At 55.4% G+C, this 17,159-nt stretch carries 14 protein-coding genes and 5 tRNA genes; 15 read left to right on the top strand and 4 right to left on the bottom strand.

Annotated features, from left to right (window positions below; genetic code table 11):
• Positions 1-152 precede the first annotated feature (152 nt).
• Complete coding sequence (locus ACVCAM_RS19435; protein WP_008502762.1) at positions 153-815, bottom strand: OmpA family lipoprotein; 663 nt, start codon at positions 813-815, stop codon at positions 153-155.
• A gap of 212 nt (positions 816-1,027) precedes the next feature.
• On the opposite strand from ACVCAM_RS19435, the gene ACVCAM_RS19430 reads away from it, so the two are divergent.
• Positions 1,028-3,307, top strand: a complete 2,280-nt coding sequence (locus tag ACVCAM_RS19430) for a molybdopterin guanine dinucleotide-containing S/N-oxide reductase (RefSeq protein ID WP_050437722.1) — start codon at positions 1,028-1,030, stop codon at positions 3,305-3,307.
• Here ACVCAM_RS19430 and ACVCAM_RS19425 read toward each other — a convergent pair.
• Positions 3,270-3,716, bottom strand: coding sequence for an N-acetyltransferase (locus ACVCAM_RS19425; protein WP_008502764.1), 447 nt, complete (start codon positions 3,714-3,716; stop codon positions 3,270-3,272). The two genes, ACVCAM_RS19430 and ACVCAM_RS19425, sit on opposite strands and share 38 nt — an antisense overlap.
• Positions 3,694-4,275, bottom strand: coding sequence for a DNA-3-methyladenine glycosylase I (tag, locus tag ACVCAM_RS19420; RefSeq protein ID WP_008502765.1), 582 nt, complete (start codon positions 4,273-4,275; stop codon positions 3,694-3,696). Before tag ends, ACVCAM_RS19425 begins: the two co-directional genes overlap by 23 nt.
• Before the next feature lie 165 nt (positions 4,276-4,440).
• Here tag and ACVCAM_RS19415 point away from each other — a divergent pair, with 165 nt between their 5' ends.
• The 9 genes from ACVCAM_RS19415 to dppF all read left to right on the top strand — a co-directional run bounded on the left by ACVCAM_RS19415 (position 4,441) and on the right by dppF (position 15,036).
• Positions 4,441-5,136, top strand: a complete 696-nt coding sequence (locus tag ACVCAM_RS19415; RefSeq protein ID WP_021242477.1) for an autotransporter domain-containing protein — start codon at positions 4,441-4,443, stop codon at positions 5,134-5,136.
• A 238-nt stretch (positions 5,137-5,374) separates the two neighbouring features.
• Entirely contained in the window at positions 5,375-6,577 is a 1,203-nt protein-coding gene (locus ACVCAM_RS19410) for an L-lactate MFS transporter (RefSeq protein ID WP_008502767.1), read from the top strand.
• Between the two features lie 258 nt (positions 6,578-6,835).
• Positions 6,836-8,527 (top strand): kdo(2)-lipid A phosphoethanolamine 7''-transferase, encoded by a 1,692-nt coding sequence (gene eptB / locus ACVCAM_RS19405; protein WP_008502768.1) that lies wholly within the window; start codon positions 6,836-6,838, stop codon positions 8,525-8,527.
• A gap of 91 nt (positions 8,528-8,618) precedes the next feature.
• Positions 8,619-8,695 (top strand) — tRNA-Pro (locus ACVCAM_RS19400).
• Between the two features lie 620 nt (positions 8,696-9,315).
• Positions 9,316-10,923 carry a dipeptide ABC transporter periplasmic-binding protein DppA gene (dppA, locus tag ACVCAM_RS19395; RefSeq protein WP_008502769.1) on the top strand — a complete coding sequence of 536 codons (1,608 nt, stop codon included), beginning with the start codon at positions 9,316-9,318 and terminating at the stop codon, positions 10,921-10,923.
• Positions 10,924-11,100: 177 nt separating this feature from the next.
• Complete coding sequence (gene dppB / locus ACVCAM_RS19390) at positions 11,101-12,120, top strand: dipeptide ABC transporter permease DppB (RefSeq protein WP_008502770.1); 1,020 nt, start codon at positions 11,101-11,103, stop codon at positions 12,118-12,120.
• 9 nt (positions 12,121-12,129) lie between these two features.
• The gene (gene dppC, locus ACVCAM_RS19385; RefSeq protein ID WP_008502771.1) at positions 12,130-13,032 is read left to right on the top strand and encodes a dipeptide ABC transporter permease DppC; all 903 of its coding nucleotides are present in this window, start codon (positions 12,130-12,132) and stop codon (positions 13,030-13,032) included.
• 10 nt (positions 13,033-13,042) lie between these two features.
• Entirely contained in the window at positions 13,043-14,026 is a 984-nt protein-coding gene (dppD, locus tag ACVCAM_RS19380; RefSeq protein WP_008502772.1) for a dipeptide ABC transporter ATP-binding protein, read from the top strand.
• Positions 14,023-15,036, top strand: coding sequence for a dipeptide ABC transporter ATP-binding subunit DppF (dppF, locus tag ACVCAM_RS19375; RefSeq protein WP_044597339.1), 1,014 nt, complete (start codon positions 14,023-14,025; stop codon positions 15,034-15,036). The genes dppD and dppF overlap by 4 nt, the downstream gene beginning before the upstream one ends.
• A gap of 43 nt (positions 15,037-15,079) precedes the next feature.
• On the opposite strand, the gene coaA is transcribed toward dppF, so the two are convergent.
• A complete protein-coding gene (gene coaA, locus ACVCAM_RS19370; protein WP_021242480.1) occupies positions 15,080-16,030 on the bottom strand; it encodes a type I pantothenate kinase in 951 nt (316 codons plus the stop codon).
• 317 nt (positions 16,031-16,347) lie between these two features.
• Here coaA and ACVCAM_RS19365 point away from each other — a divergent pair.
• The 5 genes from ACVCAM_RS19365 to ACVCAM_RS19345 all read left to right on the top strand — a co-directional run.
• A tRNA-Thr gene (locus ACVCAM_RS19365) sits at positions 16,348-16,423 on the top strand.
• A gap of 8 nt (positions 16,424-16,431) precedes the next feature.
• A tRNA-Tyr gene (locus tag ACVCAM_RS19360) sits at positions 16,432-16,516 on the top strand.
• A gap of 117 nt (positions 16,517-16,633) precedes the next feature.
• Positions 16,634-16,708 (top strand) — tRNA-Gly (locus ACVCAM_RS19355).
• A 6-nt stretch (positions 16,709-16,714) separates the two neighbouring features.
• Positions 16,715-16,790 (top strand) — tRNA-Thr (locus ACVCAM_RS19350).
• A 118-nt stretch (positions 16,791-16,908) separates the two neighbouring features.
• Positions 16,909-17,159, top strand: a 251-nt coding sequence (locus ACVCAM_RS19345; RefSeq protein WP_032983140.1) for a GTP-binding protein, incomplete at its 3' end; no start/stop codon positions are given.

Raw genomic sequence — 17,159 nt, 5'->3', positions numbered from 1 at the left:
ATACCTTAGCGGGAAAATCGGACGAATCAAGTAATTTGCCCGGTGGTGCTGCGCTTACCGGAGGTTGCGGTCTGATGCCCTCACCCCAACCCTCTCCCACGGGAGAGGGCGCAAACACAAAAACGGCAACGGGGTTGCCGTTTTGCTTTTACTTACTGAATTGGGCTTAACGTAATCTCTACGCGGCGGTTCTGCGCTTTGCCTTCCGCCGTGCTGTTGCTGGCGATAGGGTTGGCAGGGCCCATGCCGCTGGTGCGGATGCGGTTTGCTTCAACGCCCTGGGTAATCAGCGAGCTGGCCACGGAATCGGCGCGCTGCTGGGACAGACGCATGTTCAGATCCTGGCTGCCGGTGCTGTCGGTGTAGCCAATCACGTTCACGGCGGTCTTGTTGTACTCTTTCAGCACCATCGCCACGCCGGTAAGGGTGTTCGCACCCGCGGGTTTCAGCGTTGCGCTGCTGCTGTCGAAGGTGACGTTGTTCGGCATGTTCAGGATGATGTTATCGCCGCTGCGCGTCACGCTCACGCCGGTTCCCTTCATTTTGTCGCGCAGTTTTGCTTCCTGCACGTCCATGTAATAACCGACGCCGCCGCCCAGGGCCGCGCCCGCCGCTGCGCCAATCAGCGCGCCTTTGCCGCGGTCTTTCTTGGAGGAGGAGAGCGCCCCAACGCCTGCGCCGACCAGCGAGCCGATACCCGCGCCAATGCCGGATTTACCCGCTTCGCGCTCACCGGTGTAAGGGTTGGTTGTGCAGCCAGAAACAGCCAGTGCACCGCTCACCAGAGCGGCAATAACGAGTACGCGTTTTTTCATCTTCTTTCCTTAATCCTTTTTATTCTTTGCCACGGCGAACGTGGCAGTTGATTATGACGTCCAGATACGGAGAAAATTCCGGGTATAACTCTGAAATTTGTGACAAACCATAAACGGTCTCAGCAAGAAGGCCGTAAAACCTGCACGCAACCAGGAGCGCACGCTTGAGCACCTCAACGAAAACCATTCTGACCGCCGCCCACTGGGGGCCAATGCTGGTCGAAACCGATGGCGAAAATGTTCTGTCGTCTCGCGGAGCATTGCCAACACAACATCCCAACTCTTTACAGACCGTCGTTCGCGATCAGGTGCACAGCAAAACACGCGTGCGCTGGCCGATGGTGCGTAAAGGTTTTCTCGCCTCACCTGACAAGCCGCAGGGCATTCGCGGTCAGGATGAGTTTGTTCGCGTGAGCTGGGATGACGCGCTGGCGCTGATCCACACCCAGCACAAGCGCATTCGCGACAGTTACGGTCCGTCGTCGATTTTCGCCGGGTCCTACGGCTGGCGCTCTAACGGGGTGCTGCATAAGGCGTCGACGCTGCTGCAGCGCTATATGAGCCTGGCGGGAGGCTATACCGGTCATCTGGGGGATTACTCCACCGGTGCGGCGCAGGCGATCATGCCGTACGTCGTGGGCGGGAACGAAGTGTACCAGCAGCAGACCAGCTGGCCGCTGGTGCTGGCGCATACCGACGTGGTGGTGCTGTGGAGCGCTAACCCTCTTAACACGCTGAAAATTGCCTGGAATGCCAGCGACGAGCAGGGCATTGGCTATTTCGACGCGCTGCGCAAAAGCGGCAAGCGCATCATCTGCATTGACCCGATGCGCTCTGAAACCCTGGATTTCTTCGGCGACAGCGCCGAGTGGATTGCCCCGCATATGGGCACCGATGTGGCAATGATGCTGGGTATCGCCCATACCCTGGTGGAAAACGGCTGGCACAATGTCGAATTCCTGACGCGCTGTACCACCGGCTTCGATAAATTCGCCGACTATCTGACGGGTAAAACGGATGGCGTGGCCAAAACGGCAGAGTGGGCGGCTGACATTTGCGGTGTTTCTGCGGATAAACTCCGCGAACTGGCGGCGTTATTCCATAAAAACACCACGATGTTGATGTCCGGCTGGGGGATGCAGCGCCAGCAGTTTGGCGAGCAAAAACACTGGATGCTGGTGACCCTCGCCGCGATGCTGGGGCAGATCGGTACGCCGGGCGGCGGTTTTGGTCTCTCCTATCACTTTGCCAATGGCGGTAACCCCACGCGTAAAGCGGCGGTGCTGGCGTCTCTGCAAGGTTCGGTGCAGGGGGGCGAGGATGCCGTGGATAAAATCCCGGTGGCGCGTATTGTTGAAGCCCTGGAAAATCCGGGCGGTTTTTATCAGCACAATGGTCTCGACCGCCACTTCCCCGATATTAAATTTGTCTGGTGGGCGGGCGGGTCGAACTTCACGCACCATCAGGATACCAACCGCCTGATCCGCGCCTGGCAGAAGCCGGAGCTGGTGGTGATCTCCGAGTGCTTCTGGACCGCCTCGGCGAAACACGCTGATATCGTGCTCCCGGCGACCACCTCGTTTGAGCGTAACGATCTCACCATGACCGGCGACTACAGCAATCAGCATATGGTCCCGATGAAGCGCGTGGTGGCCCCGCGCGATGAGGCGCGCGATGATTTCGACGTGTTTGCTGAACTGAGCGAGCGGTGGGAAGCGGGCGGTCGCGCGCGTTTTACCGAGGGAAAAACCGATCTCGAATGGCTGGAAACCTTCTACCAGATTGCCGGACAGCGCGGCGCGGCGCAGGGCGTGACGCTCCCGCCATTTACTGAGTTCTGGGAGGCGAACCAGATCGTCGAAATGCCGGAGAGCGAACAGAACGCGAAGTTTGTTCGTTTTGCCGATTTCCGCCGCGATCCGGAGAACCACCCGCTGAAAACCGAGAGCGGTAAGATCGTGATCTACAGCGAGCGCATCGCCAGCTTTGGCTATGCTGACTGCCCGCCGCATCCCACGTGGCTCGAGCCGGACGAATGGCACGGCAACGCCCGGCCGGATCAGCTGCAGGTGTTATCTGCCCATCCCGCGCACCGTCTGCACAGCCAGCTTAACTATACCTCCCTGCGCGAGCAGTATGCGGTCGCCGGGCGAGAGCCCATCACGCTGAATACCCTTGATGCGCAAGCGCGCGGGATTGCGGACGGCGACGTGGTGCGCGTCTGGAACGCGCGTGGACAGGTGCTGGCAGGGGCGGTGGTGAGCGACGGGATTAAGCCGGGCGTGATCTGCATTCATCAGGGCGCATGGCCTGACCTTGAGCTCGCCGAAGGCGGTATCTGTAAAAACGGGGCGGTTAACGTGCTGACCAAAGATCTCCCCAGCTCGAAGCTGGGGAATGGTTGCGCAGGGAACACGGCGCTGGCCTGGGTCGAGAAATATACGGGTCCCGAGCTTACCTTAACGGCGTTTGATCCGCCTGCCAGCTCATAATCCACGTCGGGTGTTGGGTGTCATCCTGCCAGGCGCTGTCTTCAATGCGAAAGCCCTGAGCATGGTAGAAATTCACCGCCCGGACATTTTTCTGATACACCTCCAGGGTTAAGTGCGGGAAGCGCTGTTGAACATGGTTCAGCAGCGCGCGCCCGATGCCTTTCCCGATGCATGACGGCGCCACAAACAGGGCGCCGACAAACTGAGACTGCATCACGCTGATAAATCCGCAAGGTTCGCCGTCCTGCTCCCAGACCCAGGTTTCAGCGGACGGCAGATAAACGTCCCGCACCATGGCCTCATTCTCTTTCCAGTAATTCGGCGCGATGAACGGATGCGCTTCCGTGGTACTTTCCAGCCACAGGCTCAGCAGCGGCGCGGTATTTTCATTTTGCCATTTGCGGATCATGATGGCCTCCCGGATGACAGAAGCAGCCGGTAACGTGGTCGTTGACCAGGCCACAGGCCTGCATAAAGGCGTAGCAGATGGTGGAGCCGACAAACTTAAAGCCGCGTTTTTTCAGGGCCTTCGAGAGCGCATCCGAGGCCGGAGTGGCGGCCGGAATTTCCGCGAGCGTGGTCGCCTCCGTGACTTGCGGATCGTTATTCACAAACGTCCAGACAAAATCTGAAAATGATTCGCCGTTTTGTTCCATCGCCAGATAAGCGCGTGCGTTACCGATGATGGCCTGGATCTTACCACGATGGCGGATGATGCCGGCATCCTGCACCAGTCGCTCGACGTCCTCATCGGTCATCGCGGCGACGGCGACGGGGTCGAACTGGTGGAAAGCGCTGCGGTAATTTTCGCGTTTTTTCAGTACCGTAATCCATGATAACCCCGCCTGCTGGCCCTCCAGGCAGATCATCTCAAAGAGCTTTTTGCCATCCCTTTCCGGCACGCCCCATTCCCGATCGTGATAGTCGATATAAAGCTGATCCTGGCTTACCCAACCGCAACGTTCCATCCGTCATCTCCCTTATTGATACTGATTTCGCAAAAATTTCGTTCTGACTGGCTTGACGTGTTTACTATAAAGACAATAGTTAATACAGGGCCATATGCTCTCTAAGCTCTTCCTGAATAACGACAAATATCGCCGAATTCGGCTCTCTCTGGGGTCGCGTTGAAGATGATAAAAAAAATCAGTGGTCGCCATGCTGTGTCTGGCCTGGTGGGGATTTCAGCCTGCCTGTTTTTTTGTAATACAGCGTCTGCCTGGCAACAGGAATATATCGTTTCAGACGCCCAAAATAATACGGCGGAACGCTATACATGGGACGCGGATCACCAACCGCGCTATGAGGATATTCTCGCGGAGCGTATTCAGTCTTCGCAAAATGCGCCGGGTCTTGCTCTGAATATACCGTCTGGCAGCACGACAGAGGGGGCGATGAGCGTAGGCTGGAATTTTCCCGTTTCAGCGCGAATTACCACCGGCCCGGTGGTGGCGTGGCGGTACGACGGCACGGCTCCTATGATGATTAACGAGTTTGGTGATAGCGCGTCGACACAGTCAGTTACGGACCCGCTCTGGCATGCCAGCGTCAGCACGCTGGGGTGGCGTGTTAACACCCAGTACGGCGATCTCCGGCCCTGGGCGCAGATCAGCTATAACCAACAGTTTGGTGAAAACCAGTGGAAATCGCAGTTTGGTATGCCGCAAACGCCAGCTCCTGCCCAAAACGGCAGCTGGATGGATGTCACCGTGGGAACGGATATTCCCTTTAATACGCACATGGCGGCCTATGCCTCGCTGGCTCAGGGGGAGCATACCACCACCGGTGAGGAGTTTTTATACACCCTCGGCGTCAGCGCCAATTTCTAGCGTTGTTACTTTTTTAAACGTTACGATAACATCTCGAATACAATAACCACGGGCTTTACAGCGATAGCAGATACTAACACGCTGTCGCTTTATTCCCGTGCCAGGTCATTCATTCCCGATTCCAGGCATTTCATTCCGTTCCGCCTGCATTTCATGCCGTTTTACCCCAGGCATATTGAGGTTTTGTTTATCGTTGTCCTCAGCGAATTCCCTCAATTTATCTTGCAGGACAACTGCCATGAACACATCAACCTATAACCGCACGCGCTGGCTCACGCTCTTTGGTACCATCGTCACTCAGTTTGCGCTGGGATCGGTCTATACCTGGAGCCTGTTTAACAGTGCGCTTTCTGACAAACTCGGCGCACCGGTCAGCCAGGTCGCGTTCTCCTTTGGTTTGCTGAGCCTGGGTCTGGCGATTTCATCTTCCGTCGCGGGCAAGCTGCAGGAGCGTTTTGGCGTGAAGCGCGTGACCATGGCGTCCGGCATCCTGCTGGGGCTGGGCTTTTTCCTGACCGCGCATTCCAGCAATCTGATGATGCTCTGGCTGAGTGCGGGCGTGCTGGTGGGACTGGCGGACGGCGCGGGCTATCTGCTGACGCTGTCAAACTGCGTGAAGTGGTTCCCGGAACGTAAAGGCTTAATCTCCGCGTTTGCCATTGGTTCTTATGGTTTGGGCAGCCTCGGGTTCAAATTTATCGATGCCCATCTGCTGGCGTCCGTTGGCCTCGAAAAGACCTTCATGATCTGGGGCGCAATCGTGCTGGTGATGATTCTGTTCGGCGCCACGCTGATGAAGGATGCGCCGCAGCAGGAAGTGAAATCCGTGAATGGCGTGGTGGAGAATGATTTCACCCTCGCGCAGTCCATGCGTAAACCGCAGTACTGGATGCTGGCGGTGATGTTCCTGACGGCCTGCATGAGCGGCCTGTATGTCATCGGCGTGGCGAAAGATATCGCGCAGGGGATGGTGAAACTGGATGCAGCCACGGCGGCCAACGCGGTGACTGTGATCTCCATTGCTAACCTCTCCGGTCGTCTGGTCCTCGGTATTCTGTCCGACAAAATCGCCCGCATCCGCGTGATTACGATTGGGCAGGTGGTCTCGCTGGTCGGTATGGCGGCGCTGCTGTTCGCTCCGCTGAATGAAGCCACCTTCTTCGCGGCAATTGCCTGCGTGGCCTTTAACTTCGGCGGCACCATTACCGTCTTCCCGTCACTGGTGAGCGAGTTCTTTGGCCTGAACAATCTGGCGAAAAACTACGGCGTGATCTATCTGGGCTTCGGGATCGGCAGTATCTGCGGCTCGCTGATTGCTTCCCTGTTCGGCGGGTTCTACGTAACCTTCTGCGTGATATTTGCCTTGCTGATTATCTCCCTGGCGCTGTCAACCACGATTCGCCAGCCGCAACGTGAAGTTTTTAAAGAAGTTCATGCATAATCGCGACGAGAAAGGCCGGTAATCCGGCCTTTTTATTTTCTTAACCTGGAAATAAAGCGATTTTGTCTGTTTTTGGATTTGCTTTTTTGTAAATAACTGTACTGATCACACTCTCTGCTGCCACTTTTCCGCTTCCCTGTGGTCTACTTACCACGCCTGTAGACGTTTCATTGAACGATCCCCTGAGCGTATGTCTAATCTGCCCACTTTTTTGATTGAGGTGGGCGGCGGTATTGTCCCTTTTTCCGGGTAGCTTGCATGAAATACATTAAATCGATGGCGCAACAAAAGCTCTGCTTTTTGCTGGCGTTGTACATCGGCCTGTTTATGAACGGCGCAGTTTTTTTCCGTCGGTTTGACGGTTACGCGCATGATTTTACCGTCTGGAAAGGAATTGCAGCGGTTGTCGAATTGGTCGCTGCGGTACTGGTCACCTTCTTTTTATTCCGTATTCTTACCCTGTTTGGCCGTCGCGTGTGGCGAGTGCTGGCAACGTTTATCGTGCTGTGCTCGGCGGGTGCCAGCTATTACATGACTTTTATGAACGTGGTGATTGGCTACGGCATTATTGCCTCGGTGATGACCACGGATATCGACCTCTCTAAAGAGGTTGTGGGGCTGCACTTTATCCTCTGGCTGGTAGCGGTCAGCGCCTTGCCGCTGCTGCTCATCTGGAGCAACCGCTGCCGCTATACCCTTGTTCACCAGATCCGCACGCCAGGAAAGCGATTCAGAAGCGTCGCCGTGGTGCTGCTGGCGGGCCTGATGGTCTGGGGGCCGATTCGTCTGCTGGAGGTGAAGCAGAAGAATGATGAGCGTACCTCCGGCGTGGATATGCCGAGCTACGGTGGCGTGGTTGCCAACTCGTATTTACCGTCTAACTGGATCTCCGCGCTAGGGCTGTATGCGTGGGCGCAGGTGGATGAGTCCTCGGATAATAAGTCGCTGATAAACCCGGCGAAGAAGTTTACCTATGTGGCGCCAAAGGATATCGACGATACCTACGTCGTCTTTATTATCGGAGAGACCACACGCTGGGATCATATGGGCATTCTCGGCTATAACCGTGATACCACGCCTAAACTGGCGCAGGAAAAGAACCTGATTGCCTATCGTGGCTATTCCTGTGATACCGCCACCAAGCTTTCCCTGCGCTGCATGTTTGTGCGCGAGGGCGGGGCGAGCGACAACCCGCAGCGTACGCTAAAAGAGCAAAACGTCTTCTCGGTGCTGCATCAGCTTGGGTTTACCTCCGACCTCTATGCGATGCAGAGTGAGATGTGGTTCTACAGCAACACCATGGCGCAAAACATCTCCTACCGCGAGCAGATTGGCGCAGAGGCGCGCAACCGTGGCAAACCTGTCGATGACATGTTGCTGATTGATGAGATGAAACTCTCACTCAACGGGAATCCTGATGGTAAGCATATGATCATCCTTCATACCAAAGGGTCGCACTTTAACTACACGCAGCGCTACCCCCGCAGCTTTGCCAAATGGACGCCGGAGTGCGTCGGAGTGGATAAAGACTGCACCAAAGCCCAGTTGATTAACTCTTATGACAACTCCGTGATGTATGTGGATCACTTTATTGATTCGGTGATTGACCAGGTTCGCGATAAGAAGGCTATTGTCTTCTATGCGGCGGACCACGGTGAATCTATCAATGAGTTCGAACATCTGCACGGTACGCCACGCAAGATGGCGCCGCCGGAGCAGTTCCGCGTGCCAATGATGGTGTGGATGTCCGATAAGTACCTGGAAGACCCGGAGAAAGCGAAGATGTTTGCCCATCTGAAGAAAGAGGCGGAAATGAAGGTGCCGCGTCGTCACGTTGAGCTGTACGACACCATTATGGGTTGTCTCGGCTACACCTCACCGAACGGTGGGATTAACGAAAACAACAACTGGTGTAAACTCCCTGATAACAGCGCAAAAGCCGCGCAGTAGCTGCTCTGGCGAGAATATCGCCAGTTGAATGGCTTTTTGAAAATAAGGGATTGACGGGGGCGCACCTCAGCAGTAAGATGCGCTCCGCATTCGGCGAGTAGCGCAGCTTGGTAGCGCAACTGGTTTGGGACCAGTGGGTCGGAGGTTCGAATCCTCTCTCGCCGACCACATTCTGAAAAGGGCTAACCGTAAGGTTAGCCCTTTTTGCATTATGGCCTTAGCTCTTCAGAGTAATCAAAACGCCCCTTACGCCCGCTTCTCCCTGCCTGTTAACGATTTTGTGACATAATCCATTGTATTTTTTTATATATAGATTGATCTTTTTTCGCGTTGCTTATGGATAACCTCAGCATTTTTCGCTGTGCGTTTTAACGTTCGCGGTATTTAGTGCTCAGATAATCACCATTCTGCAAGAAAATTTACCCATTCTGAATAAAAGTTAATCACTGATTGTTGCGAAATATGAAGATAGTTGTGCTGCAACATGGCGAGTAGCATAAATTTCCCTGCTGAAAACTGACGCTCATGGTTTTTTTAATCTTTGTTTGCGATTTCTCACACTCAGCGTAAATCCCCGTCACCTGTATTGACGTTTTCACATTCTGTTGACAGATTGTAGGGCATGAGGGGCATTTCAGGGACGATCTGCGCTGCAACTCAAACGCTCTTCTGAAAGGATTCTCCATCCCTTTAACGCCTTCGGGCACCTCCGACCGGACCGGGTAAAAAATAAATAAAGGTCTGGCGGCGTAACACAACAAAGCAAAACATCACATTGGAGCAGAATAATGAGTATTTCCTTGAAGAAGTCAGGGATGCTGAAGCTTGGTCTGAGCCTGGTGGCTATGACCGTGGCAGCAAGCGTACAGGCAAAAACCCTGGTTTACTGTTCTGAAGGCTCGCCGGAAGGCTTTAACCCACAGCTCTTTACCTCTGGTACGACTTACGACGCAAGCTCTGTACCGATCTATAACCGTCTGGTTGAATTCAAAACCGGCACCACGGAAGTGATTCCGGGTCTGGCCGAGAAGTGGGACGTCAGCGAAGACGGTAAAACCTACACCTTCCACCTGCGCAAGGGCGTGAAGTGGCAGGACAGCAAAGAATTCAAACCAACGCGCGACTTTAACGCCGACGACGTTGTGTTCTCCTTCGACCGTCAGAAAAACGCTCAGAACCCGTACCACAAAGTCTCTGGCGGCAGCTATGAATACTTCGAAGGGATGGGTCTGCCGGATCTGATCTCTGAAGTGAAAAAAGTGGACGATAATACCGTTCAGTTCGTGCTGACACGTCCGGAAGCACCGTTCCTGGCTGACCTGGCCATGGACTTCGCCTCAATTCTGTCCAAAGAGTACGCGGACAACATGCTGAAAGCCGGTACGCCGGAAAAAGTCGACCTGAACCCAATCGGTACCGGTCCATTCCAGCTGCTGCAGTATCAGAAAGACTCCCGCATTCTGTATAAAGCATTCGAAGGCTACTGGGGTACCAAGCCGAAGATTGATCGTCTGGTCTTCTCCATTACGCCTGATGCGTCAGTACGTTATGCAAAACTGCAGAAAAACGAATGCCAGGTGATGCCATACCCGAACCCGGCTGACATCGCCCGCATGAAGCAGGATAAGAACATCAACCTGCTGGAGCAGGCTGGCCTGAACGTGGGCTATCTCTCCTTCAACACCGAGAAGAAACCGTTTGATGACGTGAAAGTGCGTCAGGCGCTGACCTACGCGGTGAACAAAGAAGCGATTATCAAGGCGGTTTACCAGGGCGCTGGCGTTGCAGCCAAAAACCTGATCCCACCAACCATGTGGGGCTATAACGACGACGTTAAAGATTACTCCTACGATCCTGAGAAAGCGAAAGCGCTGCTGAAAGAAGCGGGCCAGGATAAAGGCTTCACCGTTGAGCTGTGGGCGATGCCGGTACAGCGTCCGTACAACCCGAACGCACGCCGTATGGCAGAAATGGTTCAGGCTGACTGGGCGAAGATTGGCGTACAGGCCAAGATTGTGACCTACGAGTGGGGCGAGTACCTGAAGCGCGCCAAAGCGGGTGAGCACCAGGCAGTGATGATGGGCTGGACCGGTGACAACGGGGATCCGGACAACTTCTTCGCCACCCTGTTCAGCTGCGCGGCGGCAAAAGACGGTTCTAACTACTCTCGCTGGTGCTACAAGCCGTTTGAAGACCTGATCCAGCCGGCGCGTGCGACGGACGATCACAACAAACGTATTGAACTGTACAAGCAGGCGCAGGTTGTTATGCACGATCAGGCTCCGGCGCTGATTGTTGCTCACTCCACCGTGTACGAGCCAGTGCGTAAAGAAGTGAAAGGCTACGTGGTTGATCCACTGGGCAAACACCACTTCGAAAACGTATCGGTTGAATAATTAAAAGCAACGCCAGGCGGCGCTGCGCTTGCACTGGCCTACGGTATGTAGGCCGGGTAAGCGTAGCGCCACCCGGCAGCAGTGCTTAATTCTCTCTCTGAAAGGAGAGGGGATAAGATTTGTGAGCAATACAGACGTCACGCCACTGGTCGTGCGTCATCAGAGAGAATCCGGGTTATGTTGCAGTTCATCCTCCGACGTTTGGGACTTGTTATCCCCACGTTTATCGGTATCACCCTTCTCACTTTTGCCTTCGTCCATATGATCCCCGGCGACCCGGTAATGATTATGGCGGGCGAGCGTGGTATTTCCCCTGAGCGCCATGCACAGCTGCTGGCTGAACTTGGCCTCGATAAGCCAATGTGGCAGCAGTATCTCCACTATATCTGGGGCGTGCTGCACGGTGATTTAGGGATTTCGCTGAAAAGCCGTCTTCCGGTGTGGGACGAGTTCGTGCCGCGTTTTAAAGCGACGCTGGAGCTTGGCGTCTGCGCCATGATTTTCGCCACCGCGGTGGGTATTCCTGTCGGGGTACTGGCTGCCGTTAAGCGTGGCTCTATTTTTGACCACACCGCTGTGGGCCTGGCGCTGACCGGCTACTCCATGCCTATCTTCTGGTGGGGCATGATGCTGATCATGCTGGTCTCGGTGCAGCTTAACCTGACACCGGTCTCCGGGCGCGTCAGCGATATGGTCTTCCTGGATGACTCCAACCCGCTCACCGGCTTTATGCTGATTGATACGGCTATCTGGGGCGAAGAGGGCAACTTCATGGATGCCGTCGCGCATATGATCCTGCCTGCCATGGTGCTGGGCACCATTCCTCTGGCGGTGATCGTGCGTATGACCCGTTCATCGATGCTGGAAGTGCTGGGTGAGGATTATATCCGCACCGCGCGCGCCAAGGGCCTGACGCGTATGCGCGTTATCATCGTCCATGCGCTGCGTAACGCCATGCTGCCGGTGGTGACCGTTATCGGTCTCCAGGTGGGGACGTTGCTGGCGGGGGCGATCCTGACCGAAACCATCTTCTCCTGGCCGGGCCTGGGCCGCTGGCTGATTGACGCGCTGCAACGCCGTGACTATCCGGTGGTGCAGGGCGGTGTGCTGCTGGTCGCGACGATGATTATCCTCGTCAACCTGCTGGTCGATTTGCTGTACGGCGTGGTGAACCCGCGTATTCGTCATAAGAAGTAAGGGGCCATCATGTCACAGGTTTCTGAAAACAAAGTTGTTGCTGCACCGGTTCCGATGACGCCGATGCAGGAGTTCTGGCACTACTTCAAGCGCAACAAAGGCGCGGTGGTGGGGCTGGTGTATGTCGCTATCATGATCCTGATTGCGGTGTTTGCGAACGTCCTCGCGCCGTATAACCCGGCGGATCAGTTCCGCGATGCGCTGCTCGCCCCGCCTGCCTGGCAGGATGGCGGTAGCCTGGCGCACCTGCTGGGGACCGATGATGTGGGCCGCGATGTGCTGTCGCGTCTGATGTACGGTGCGCGCCTGTCGCTGCTGGTCGGCTGCCTGGTGGTGGTGTTATCCCTGATTATGGGGATCGTACTGGGTCTGGTTGCCGGCTACTTCGGCGGTATCGTTGATAACATCATCATGCGTATCGTCGACATCATGCTGGCGCTGCCAAGCCTGCTGCTGGCCCTGGTGCTGGTGGCGATCTTCGGTCCGTCGATCGGTAACGCCGCCCTGGCGCTGACGTTCGTGGCGCTTCCTCACTACGTGCGTTTAACCCGTGCGGCGGTGCTGGTGGAAGTGAACCGCGATTACGTCACCGCCTCTCGCGTGGCGGGTGCCGGTGCGATGCGCCAGATGTTCGTCAATATCTTCCCAAACTGCCTTGCGCCGCTGATCGTTCAGGCGTCGCTCGGTTTCTCTAACGCCATTCTTGATATGGCCGCTCTTGGCTTCCTGGGCATGGGTGCGCAGCCGCCAACACCGGAGTGGGGCACCATGCTCTCCGACGTGTTGCAGTTCGCACAAAGCGCCTGGTGGGTTGTCACCTTCCCGGGTCTGGCAATCCTGCTGACGGTGCTGGCATTTAACCTGATGGGTGATGGCCTGCGTGATGCGCTTGATCCCAAACTGAAGCAGTAAGAGGCACGAGATGGCGTTATTAAATGTAGATAAATTATCGGTGCACTTCGGCGATGAAGGCACCCCGTTTCGCGCCGTGGACCGCATCAGCTATAGCGTAAATCAGGGCGAAGTGGTTGGCATTGTCGGGGAGTCCGGTTCCGGTAAGTCAGTGAGCTCGCTGGCGATCATGGGGCTGATTGATTACCCGGGCCGCGTGATGGCGGAAAACCTGCAGTTCAACGGTCAGGACCTGAAGCGCATTTCTGAGAAACAGCGCCGCCAGCTGGTGGGCGCGGAAGTGGCGATGATTTTCCAGGATCCGATGACCAGCCTGAACCCGTGCTACACCGTCGGTTTCCAGATTATGGAAGCAATCAAGGTGCATCAGGGCGGGAATAAGAAAACGCGTCGTCAGCGGGCAATCGATCTGCTCAACCAGGTGGGTATTCCTGACCCGGCATCGCGTCTGGACGTTTACCCGCACCAGCTTTCAGGCGGGATGAGCCAGCGCGTGATGATCGCCATGGCGATTGCCTGTCGGCCAAAGCTGCTGATTGCGGATGAACCGACGACGGCGCTGGACGTGACCATCCAGGCACAGATCATCGAGCTGCTGCTGGAGCTGCAGCAGAAAGAGAACATGGCGCTGGTGCTGATTACGCACGATCTGGCGCTGGTGGCTGAAGCTGCGCACAAAATCATCGTGATGTATGCCGGCCAGGTGGTCGAGACCGGAAATTCACACGATATCTTCCGCGCGCCGCGTCACCCGTATACCCAGGCGCTTTTACGCGCGCTGCCGGAGTTTGCTCAGGATAAAGCGCGTCTGGCGTCGCTGCCGGGTGTGGTGCCGGGCAAATATGACCGTCCGCAGGGCTGTCTGCTCAATCCGCGCTGTCCATATGCGACGGACAAATGCCGGGCGGAAGAACCAGAGCTGAACCAGCTGGCTGACGGTCGTCAGTCGAAATGCCACTACCCACTCGATGATGCCGGGAGGCCAACACTATGAGTACGCAACAGGCCACCACGCAACAGCCGCTGTTGCAGGCCATCGACCTGAAAAAATATTACCCGGTGAAGAAGGGGCTGTTTGCCCCTGAACGCCTGGTGAAAGCGCTGGACGGCGTCTCCTTTAACCTCGAACGCGGTAAAACGCTGGCGGTGGTGGGGGAGTCCGGCTGCGGGAAATCCACGCTGGGCCGTCTGCTGACGATGATTGAAGTGCCGACCGGCGGCGAGCTCTATTATCAGGGGCAGGATCTGCTCAAGCACGATCCGCAGGCGCAGAAGCTGCGTCGCCAGAAAATCCAGATTGTGTTCCAGAACCCGTATGGTTCGCTGAACCCGCGTAAAAAGGTGGGGCAGATTCTGGAAGAGCCGCTGCTGATTAACAGCAATCTCAGCAAAGAGCAGCGCCGTGAAAAAGCGCTGGCGATGATGGCGAAGGTCGGCCTCAAAACCGAGCACTATGACCGCTACCCGCACATGTTCTCCGGCGGCCAGCGCCAGCGTATCGCCATCGCGCGCGGTCTGATGCTTGACCCGGACGTGGTGATTGCCGATGAGCCGGTGTCGGCGCTTGACGTCTCCGTGCGGGCGCAGGTGCTGAACCTGATGATGGATCTCCAGCAGGAGCTGGGGCTCTCCTACGTGTTCATCTCCCACGACCTGTCGGTGGTGGAGCATATTGCCGATGAAGTGATGGTGATGTACCTGGGGCGCTGCGTGGAGAAGGGGACCAAAGACCAGATCTTTAATAACCCTCGTCACCCTTATACCCAGGCGCTGCTGTCTGCGACGCCGCGTCTGAACCCGGACGATCGTCGTGAGCGTATTAAGCTGACGGGTGAACTGCCAAGCCCGCTGAATCCGCCTCCGGGATGTGCATTCAACGCCCGCTGCAGTCGCCGCTTTGGCCCGTGCACCCAGCTCCAGCCGCAGCTGAAGGAGTATGGTGGTCAACTGGTTGCCTGCTTCGCGGTCGATCAGGATGAAAATGGCGAGAAGCCACAGGCATAACGAAAAAAACCGGCGATAAGCCGGTTTTTTTATGTCTGCTTTATTATTTCCGCAGGCGAATCTGGTCGACGGCGTGCTTCTCGCTCTTGGTGAGGATCAGGCTCGCACGCTCGCGCGTCGGCAGGATGTTCTCTTTAAGATTCACATAGTTGATCTCATTCCATAGCCCCGTTGCCACATTGATCGCTTCTTCTTCAGAAAGCTGAGCATAGTGGTGGAAATAGGAATCCGGATCGGTGAATGCCCCTTCACGGAACTTCAGGAAGCGGTTGATGTACCAGTTCTGCAGCAGGTCTTCCGGCGCATCGACATAAATAGAGAAATCGACGAAATCCGAGACAAAGACGTGATGCGGATCGTGAGGATAGTCCATGCCGCTTTGCAGCACGTTGAGACCTTCCAGAATGAGAATATCCGGCTGGACCACCGTCTTATCCCCACCCGGGATGCGATCGTAGATCAGGTGCGAATAGACCGGCGCCGTCACGTGAGGCACGCCGGATTTCAGATCGGAGACAAATTTCACCAGACGGTGCATATCATAAGAGAGCGGGAAGCCTTTCTTCTTCATCAGCCCGCGTTCTTTTAATACTTCGTTCGGATGCAGGAAGCCGTCGGTCGTGATCAGCTCCACGCTGCGGTGTTCCGGCCAGCGGCTCAACAGTGCCTGCAGGACGCGTGCGGTGGTGCTTTTACCCACGGCCACGCTGCCTGCGATACTGATGATATAAGGAATGCGTTGACCGTTCGTCCCGAGAAACTGCTCCAGCACCGCCTGACGACGCAGGTTCGAGCTGATATAGAAGTTAAGCAAGCGCGAGAGGGGGAGATAAATTTCTGCCACTTCTTCAAGGGACAGATCTTCGTTTATCCCTTTTAACCGTGCGATTTCACCTTCCGTCAGCGTCATAGGGACGGAATCACGCAGGGCAGCCCACTGGCTGCGGTTAAAGTGAAGATAAGGCGTCATTAACGTTTGCTCTTTTTTGCTCATAAGCATGCTTCAGTGAGCCAGCATGAAACTGCCGGATCGTGGCTCATCACACAGTTAATTTTGGACAATGGGCAGGAGGTTAACACCAGATGACAGGAATAATAAGAAAAAAGATGGAAAGCGCTGCGTTACGCGGAGGCCGTCACGCTACGGTGTTTACAGTGCAAATACCCCTTACATGTTGATTATTTGACCGTGAATGACTACTTTTACAGCGCTCAACACGCTGTTAGCATAAAATGTGAGCGAAAGAACGTTTTATGCAAATTTTTAGTTGCATGACCGCGCAGGTATCCATAGAATGCGCGCTACTTGATGCCGACTTAGCTCAGTAGGTAGAGCAACTGACTTGTAATCAGTAGGTCACCAGTTCGATTCCGGTAGTCGGCACCATCAAGTCCGGTGGGGTTCCCGAGCGGCCAAAGGGAGCAGACTGTAAATCTGCCGTCACAGACTTCGAAGGTTCGAATCCTTCCCCCACCACCACTTTCTGGCAGCGTAAATGCCGCCGGAGCTGGTTGGAAAAATTAGCCAGCTCAAACTGAAAAAGAGAGAAATCTCTTTTTTTGTTACAGAAAGAACTGGGTAGCCGAGTTTCAGGATGCGGGCATCGTATAATGGCTATTACCTCAGCCTTCCAAGCTGATGATGCGGGTTCGATTCCCGCTGCCCGCTCCAATACGTGCTGATATGGCTCAGTTGGTAGAGCGCACCCTTGGTAAGGGTGAGGTCCCCAGTTCGACTCTGGGTATCAGCACCACTTCACTTCTCCTTCCCGTTTCTCTCTGTTTCAATTTTACTGTATTCAACAATTCAGGCATTTCGCCTGGTTGATGTGGTGATATCACCGATTTATCCGTGTCTTAGAGGGACAATCGATGTCTAAAGAAAAGTTTGAACGTACAAAACCGCACGTTAACGTCGGTACTATCGGCCACGTTGACCATGGTAAAACAACGCTGACCGCTGCAATCACTACCGTTCTGGCAAAAACCTACGGTGGTTCTGCTCGTGCATTCGACCAGATCGATAACGCACCAGAAGAAAAAGCTCGTGGTATCACCATCAACACCTCTCACGTTGAGTACGACACCCCGACTCGCCACTACGCACACGTAGACTGCCCAGG

Source organism: Enterobacter sp. CFEC122 (assembly GCF_052983755.1).
This window is presented reverse-complemented; position numbering and strand designations above follow the sequence as displayed.

Bases quoted from the DNA above. Each gene is read 5' to 3' on its own strand.
- ACVCAM_RS19435 (WP_008502762.1), bottom strand. From the start codon at position 815: ATGAAAAAACGCGTACTCGTTATTGCCGCTCTGGTGAGCGGTGCACTG.
- ACVCAM_RS19430 (WP_050437722.1), top strand. From the start codon at position 1,028: ATGCTGGTCGAAACCGATGGCGAAAATGTTCTGTCGTCTCGCGGAGCA.
- ACVCAM_RS19425 (WP_008502764.1), bottom strand. From the start codon at position 3,716: ATGATCCGCAAATGGCAAAATGAAAATACCGCGCCGCTGCTGAGCCTG.
- tag (WP_008502765.1), bottom strand. From the start codon at position 4,275: ATGGAACGTTGCGGTTGGGTAAGCCAGGATCAGCTTTATATCGACTAT.
- ACVCAM_RS19415 (WP_021242477.1), top strand. From the start codon at position 4,441: ATGATAAAAAAAATCAGTGGTCGCCATGCTGTGTCTGGCCTGGTGGGG.
- ACVCAM_RS19410 (WP_008502767.1), top strand. From the start codon at position 5,375: ATGAACACATCAACCTATAACCGCACGCGCTGGCTCACGCTCTTTGGT.
- eptB (WP_008502768.1), top strand. From the start codon at position 6,836: ATGAAATACATTAAATCGATGGCGCAACAAAAGCTCTGCTTTTTGCTG.
- dppA (WP_008502769.1), top strand. From the start codon at position 9,316: ATGAGTATTTCCTTGAAGAAGTCAGGGATGCTGAAGCTTGGTCTGAGC.
- dppB (WP_008502770.1), top strand. From the start codon at position 11,101: ATGTTGCAGTTCATCCTCCGACGTTTGGGACTTGTTATCCCCACGTTT.
- dppC (WP_008502771.1), top strand. From the start codon at position 12,130: ATGTCACAGGTTTCTGAAAACAAAGTTGTTGCTGCACCGGTTCCGATG.
- dppD (WP_008502772.1), top strand. From the start codon at position 13,043: ATGGCGTTATTAAATGTAGATAAATTATCGGTGCACTTCGGCGATGAA.
- dppF (WP_044597339.1), top strand. From the start codon at position 14,023: ATGAGTACGCAACAGGCCACCACGCAACAGCCGCTGTTGCAGGCCATC.
- coaA (WP_021242480.1), bottom strand. From the start codon at position 16,030: ATGAGCAAAAAAGAGCAAACGTTAATGACGCCTTATCTTCACTTTAAC.